Source organism: Burkholderia sp. BKH01, assembly GCF_025685725.1.
GTDB lineage: Bacteria > Pseudomonadota > Gammaproteobacteria > Burkholderiales > Burkholderiaceae > Burkholderia > Burkholderia pyrrocinia_C.
Window position 1 is genome coordinate 1 of sequence record NZ_JAOTQT010000052.1, and the last position, 4,429, is coordinate 4,429.

Consider the following 4,429-nt stretch of genomic DNA (forward strand, 5'->3'; position numbering starts at 1 on the left):
CGGCGCCGCCGCGCCGGCGTGCCGCGCCGCCGGCCGTCGCGCAGCGGCTCGGCCGGATTCGCCCGAGCCTCGTCGGCAGCGGCGAATCGGAGGGCTTCCGGCCGGGCGTGCCCGCGCTGTCGCATTTCCCGGTGGATGCGTGGCGGCACGCGATCGACCGCGCGCTGCGCCGTGCCGCCCGCGACTTGCTCGCCTATGGCGATCCGCTCGGCGAACGCGCGCTGCGCGAATCGATCGCGCGGCACCTGGCCGTGACGCGCGGCGTGCGCTGCGATCCCGAGCAGATCGTGATCACCGAAGGCGCGCAGGGCGCGATTGCGCTGTGCGCGCAGTTGCTGACGAACCCGGGCGAGACGGTGTGGGTCGAGGAGCCCGGCTATCGCGGCGCGCGCACGGCGATGCAGGCGGCCGACCTCGATGTCGTGCCGATGCCGGTCGACGCCGAAGGGCTGCGGGCGGAAGAGAACGACTGGCGCGAGCGGACGCCGCGCCTCGTCTATACGACGCCGTCGAACCAGTTCCCGACCGGCGCCGTGCTGTCGATCTCGCGCCGGCTCGCGCTGATCGATGCCGCGCGCCGGCATCGCGCGTGGATCATCGAGGACGACTACGACAGCGAATTCCGCCACACCGGCGAGCCGATCGGCGCGATGCACGGGCTCGCGCCCGATTCGCCGGTGGTCTACCTCGGCTCGTTCAGCAAGACGATGTTTCCGGCGCTGCGGATCGGCTTTCTGGTGCTGCCCGAGGCGCTGCTGGCCGCCGTGCGGTCGGTGTTGCCGGAGATGCTGCGCGGCGGCACGCGCCATGTGCAGCTCGCGCTGGCCGACTTCATCGAGACCGGCGAATACGGCCGGCATCTGGGGCGGATGCGCCGGCTGTATCGCGACCGGCGGCGGTTGCTGCTCGCCGCGCTCGACGGCAGCCTGAGCGTGCCGCACCAGGTCGAGGGCGGGCCGTGCGGATTGCATCTCGCGCTGCGGCTGCCCGCGCGTTACCGCGACCGCGCGATCGTCGACGCGGCGCGCGCGCATGGCATCGGGCCGTTTCCGCTGTCGGGTTTTTCGATTCATGCAGAGTCGGCGGCCAACGGGCTCGTGCTCGGTTTCGGCAATACGTCGGCCGATGCGTTCGAGCCGATGTTGCGGACGTTGTCGACGATCGCGGAGCGGGTAGGCGGGGATTGAACGGTCGCCGGACTTGTGCGGATTGACGAATCGCGCGCTTTGTTCGAAACGAACGCCGTCGCGGCTCCGCGGCCGCTGAATCACCCGGCATGCGGGTTTCGATTCGTATGTTTCATCGGGCCGCGTGGACTATAAATGGAGGCGTGTACCGGTGCTTGTCGGGTGCCTGCGCGTCTCGCGCAAGTCGGCGCCGCGACTGCCGGGGGAGGTGCACCGTGGTTCGCCAGACGCTTGCTCGCGCCGTGCTTCGCACCGCGTTGATCGGGGGCGTATTTGCCGGTTTTTTGCTACCGCCGCCAGCCGCCATTGCGGGGACCCTCGCACCGCCCGTCAAACCTGCCATGAAGGAAAGGCCGGCCGCCGCGCCTTACGCGATGCCGGTCGATTTTCCGGCGATCGTCGATCGCTACGGTCCGGCGGTCGTGACCATCATGACCGCCGCGCCCGACCAGCAGGCCGGCGGGCCGTCCTTCGCGATGCTCGATCCCGACGATCCGCTTGCCGCGTTCTTCCGGCGCGGTGCGCCGGCGCCTGCGCCTGCGCCTGCGCTAGGATCGCAGGCGCCGCCGCCCGACACGGCGTTGCGCGCGGTATCGGGCAGCGGCTCGGGATTCATCGTCAGCGCCGACGGCCTGATCCTGACGTCCGCGCACGTGGTCGACGATGCGACCGACGTGACGGTGCGGCTCACCGACCGCCGCGAATTCAAGGCGACGGTGCTGGCCGTCGATCCGCAAAGCGACGTCGCCGTGTTGCGTGTCAGCGCAACGAAGCTGCCGTTCGTGCGTGTCGGCGATTCGGCGAAGGTGCGTGCGGGCGAACCGGTGATGACGATCGGCGCGCCGGACGGATCGGGCAACACGGTCACGGCCGGGATCGTCAGCGCGACGTCGCACCGGCTGCCGGACGGCAGCGCGTTTCCGTTCTTCGAAACCGATATCGCGCCGAATCCCGACAACTCGGGCGGCCCCGTGTTCAATCGCGCCGGCGACGTGATCGGCATCGCGGTGCAGGTCTATACGGGCGCCGACCGCTACGCGAGCATGACGTTCGCGATCCCGATCGCGTTCGCGGCAAAGGTGCGCGCGCAGCTACAGACGCAGATGCAGGCGCAACAGGCGCAGGCTCAGGCGCCGGCGCAGGGCGCGCCGTCAGTCAACGCGTTCGGCGTCGATGTGCAGGATGTCGGCATCGGGCTGGCCGCGGCGTTCGGGCTGCCGCGTCCGGCGGGCGCGCTCGTCAACGGTGTCGCGCCCGGCTCGCCGGCCGCCGCGGCCGGCGTGAAGCCCGGCGACGTGATCGTGAAGCTGGGCGACAAGCCGATCGGCCGCTCGGCCGAACTGAACGACCTGGCCGCCGCGCTGTCACCCGGCGAGAAGGTGTCGCTGCGGGTGATTCGCAAGCGCGCGCCGGTGATGCTGACGATCACGGGCGCCGACGACGCGGCCGGCAGCGCGGGCACGACAGTCGGCATGGTTGCGCCGAAGGCCGCTGCACGGCCGGGGCCGGCGGCGGGCGAAGGCGGCGATCGCCTGGGGCTGACGATGCACGCGCTGAGCGACGACGAGCGCCGCTCGACGGGGCTCGCGGTCGGGATGATGGTGGACGCGGTGCACGGCCCGGCAGCGAGGGCGGGCATCCAGCCGGGCGATGTCGTGCTCGAGATCAACGACACGCTGCTCGAGACGCCGGACGACGTGCAGTCGCTCGAAGCGAACGGCAGCGTGATCGCGCTGCTGATCCAGCGCAACTACGCGCGGAAGTTCGTGTCGGTGCGTGTGCGTTAGGGCGTTGACGTGGCTGGCGTCGTCCGCCTGCTATCGTCCAGTATTGCTGGCAGACGACCAGGCATTCAGGAGCCGTCCCGCATGAAAGCGGCATTCTTCATCGTAGTCGTACGCAGGCGCAGGGTCCGGTAGCGGCACTGCGTCGGTATTCATGCGCCCCCGACTTGTTCGGGGGTTTTTGGGGGGGATTCGTGGATACCGGATCAGTCATACGGCAATATCGCACCACAAGCGTCCCCGCACTGGACAACGAACTGTGAGCATGAACTGCGATGGGTTACAAAAAAATCCGGCGAACGAGCGGTGGATTTCAACAAAACCATGGTGTCTCAGGAGTTGTTTATATCCTGACCAATTCTGGTCTTCGAGAAGGCTGGGTCAAAATTGGTTGCACCCGCCGCTCAGGCGCTGCGCGTGCAATGGACCTCAATCTAGATGCGAATACAGGAACTCCGGGGGCCTTCCAATGCATCTTCGAACGTCGCACAAAGGACTGCGGGAGGGCGGAACAACGCGTGTTTGCGAAACTGGCAAGTCAGCGCCGAGGGAAACGGGGACAGGAATTTTTCGAAATTTCTATTGCTCAAGCTAAGCAGGCAATCGAAGCAATTTGTGACGAAGTCGATAAAGAAATTCTAGCTTTGACCGAGCGCAATGCAGTCGAAGCACCAAAACGTACGACAATTGCAAGCGAGGCGATTAGACCGGTGTCGTCGCGGAGTGACCACGTAGGGGAGCCACCCAGACAAAGTGGGGCGCGCTCCCCTCAATATGGCTCTGCATCCGGTGTCCATACAAGAACGGATACACCGCCAGTCCCTGCCACAAAGCCTCGATTTGGACGAAGCATATGGGGCATAGTCATTGTTGGCATCTTAATTTGGCTATTCAATAACTCCGAAAAGCAACCTACTTCGCCCCAAGCGCCTGACAGAGATGTTGCTACTGCCAAGACGTCGAATGGAGAGGTTGGGCGAACAAGTTCGCCAAGCGACGTCGGCGCGGCTTCGAGTTCGTATACAAGCAACTCCGAGATCCCGTCAGTGACGAGATTTGATCACAAGATCAATCCGAACGCATTGGCGAACGCGTCGAACAATGCGAATGTGTCGTTAGCGAACGAGCAGGTACTTGCTCAAACAGGGAGCCCAGACAACTCGGCTTCGACTCCCATGGGTTTTGAGCAAGCTGGCTCTGAGCCGGACCTTAATCGACATGTAACGCGGGACGGTGCGCACCAGGTTCAGTCCGCATGCGATCCCCTAAGGCCTTCCAACGACTCTTCCGCATACGGCAACAAGTGCTTGGCAACGCAACCGGCAACCTTGAGCCCCCCCGAAGCGACAGACCTTTCTGCCGTATCTGCGGATGACCAGCAGTCGATCCAAAGTGTGTGTGGATCGCGAAGGCTTTACGCTGGTCCCGCCGCGTACAACGAATGCGTGGCGAGCCAAC

General features: G+C 65.9%; 3 protein-coding genes. All 3 read left to right on the forward strand.

Features of this window, described 5'->3' with window-relative positions:
* The coding region (locus OEJ37_RS34705; protein ID WP_263349514.1) for a PLP-dependent aminotransferase family protein at nucleotides 1-1,187 on the forward strand (1,187 nt) is incomplete at its 5' end.
* Nucleotides 1,188-1,402: 215 nt separating this feature from the next.
* The gene (locus OEJ37_RS34710) at nucleotides 1,403-2,974 is read left to right on the forward strand and encodes a trypsin-like peptidase domain-containing protein (protein WP_263349516.1); all 1,572 of its coding nucleotides are present in this window, start codon (nucleotides 1,403-1,405) and stop codon (nucleotides 2,972-2,974) included.
* Nucleotides 2,975-3,246: 272 nt separating this feature from the next.
* A partial coding sequence (locus OEJ37_RS35170) for a GIY-YIG nuclease family protein (protein WP_411859307.1) occupies nucleotides 3,247-4,429 on the forward strand: 1,183 nt, incomplete at its 3' end.